Origin of the sequence: Vibrio sp. 1-1(7), assembly GCF_013048485.1 — a bacterium.
GTDB classification, from domain to species: domain Bacteria; phylum Pseudomonadota; class Gammaproteobacteria; order Enterobacterales; family Vibrionaceae; genus Vibrio; species Vibrio fujianensis.
Genome location: NZ_VHSP01000020.1, coordinates 1 through 1,693, shown reverse-complemented (window position 1 = coordinate 1,693; position 1,693 = coordinate 1). Strand labels below are relative to the sequence as shown.

The 1,693-nt window shown below is 45.6% G+C and carries 2 tRNA genes and 2 rRNA genes; all 4 read left to right on the top strand.

Features of this window, described 5'->3' with window-relative positions:
• Positions 1 to 78, top strand: a 16S ribosomal RNA gene (locus FKN05_RS16435); the annotation flags it as partial.
• A gap of 185 nt (positions 79 to 263) precedes the next feature.
• A tRNA-Ile gene (locus tag FKN05_RS16430) sits at positions 264 to 340 on the top strand.
• A 108-nt stretch (positions 341 to 448) separates the two neighbouring features.
• Positions 449 to 524, top strand: a tRNA-Ala gene (locus tag FKN05_RS16425).
• 300 nt (positions 525 to 824) lie between these two features.
• A 23S ribosomal RNA gene (locus tag FKN05_RS16420) occupies positions 825 to 1,693 on the top strand; the annotation flags it as partial.

Below are 1,693 nucleotides of genomic sequence, written 5' to 3'. Positions count from 1 at the left end.
GCCACTTTGTGGTTCATGACTGGGGTGAAGTCGTAACAAGGTAGCGCTAGGGGAACCTGGCGCTGGATCACCTCCTTACGTAAAGATTGTGCATTGATGAGTGTTCACACAGATTGATTTGGTTTAAGTAAGAGTATATTGCAACGTGATTTTCCTTAGTTCAAGGAAGGCAATTGACAATGGAAGGAGTTTACATAAGTAAATGACTGACTGAGGATAAGTAGCCTGACGCAGAAATAAGCAAAAGCACGAAGCAAGAAGTTGGGTCTGTAGCTCAGGTGGTTAGAGCGTTCGCCTGATAAGCGAGAGGTCGGTGGTTCAAGTCCACTCAGACCCACCAATTTTTTCTCATACTGCGTTAGATTGCTCGTTGTGTACAGATGTACACGGCCTCACAATCTGCCTTGTCTAAGAAAAAATTACCGTTTTATGGTTTATCCATATAAATGGGGCTATAGCTCAGCTGGGAGAGCGCCTGCCTTGCACGCAGGAGGTCTGCGGTTCGATCCCGCATAGCTCCACCATCTTTAAGTGTTCTTAAAAAGAATCTTTAAAAATGGTTTTCGTTTTAGAAAATCTCGCTCTTTAACAATTTGGAAAGCTGACAAAGTAATTTATCTTGATAGATAAGTTACTTGTAAAGTTCTCAATCTTTATCTTTAAGATAAAGACCAAAAATACACATTCAAGTGTGCTTGGTGAAAAACGTCTCCGGAAGTTTTTCAAAAATTGAGTCCGGCAAAATCTGTCTCGCACTCATGAAAATAAAACGCGAGACAACTTAGGTTGTTTAAACAGCAACTCGAAACTTCTTCGGGTTGTATGGTTAAGTGACTAAGCGTACACGGTGGATGCCTAGGCAGTCAGAGGCGATGAAGGACGTAGTAACTTGCGAAAAGCGTAGATAAGGCAGTAACAGCCACTTGAGTCTACGATATCCGAATGGGGAAACCCAAGTGCAGCAGCACTTATCATTAACTGAATTCATAGGTTAATGAGGCAAACCGGGGGAACTGAAACATCTAAGTACCCCGAGGAGAAGAAATCAACCGAGATTCCGAAAGTAGCGGCGAGCGAAATTGGATTAGCCCTTAAGCTTTATATGCGTCAGGCGAAGGCTCTGGAAAGGGCCGCGGAACAGGGTGATAGCCCCGTAGCCGTTAGCGCATGTTCAGTGAAATCGAGTAGGGCGGGACACGTGATATCCTGTCTGAATATGGGGGGACCATCCTCCAAGGCTAAATACTCCTGATTGACCGATAGTGAACCAGTACCGTGAGGGAAAGGCGAAAAGAACCCCTGTGAGGGGAGTGAAATAGAACCTGAAACCGTGTACGTACAAGCAGTAGGAGCCCCATCACTAAGCTTTAGTGATGCATCAGCATTAAAGACTTTTTCCGATAAACGGTAACAACGCGCAGCGTTGGTCAACCGACACATCGGCAGAGGTGGCTTAGTGATGGGGTGACTGCGTACCTTTTGTATAATGGGTCAGCGACTTATATTCAGTGGCAAGGTTAACCACATAGGGGAGCCGTAGCGAAAGCGAGTCTTAACTGGGCGCTCAGTCTCTGGATATAGACCCGAAACCGGGTGATCTAGCCATGGGCAGGTTGAAGGTTGAGTAACATCAACTGGAGGACCGAACCGACTAATGTTGAAAAATTAGCGGATGACTTGTGGCTAGGGGTGA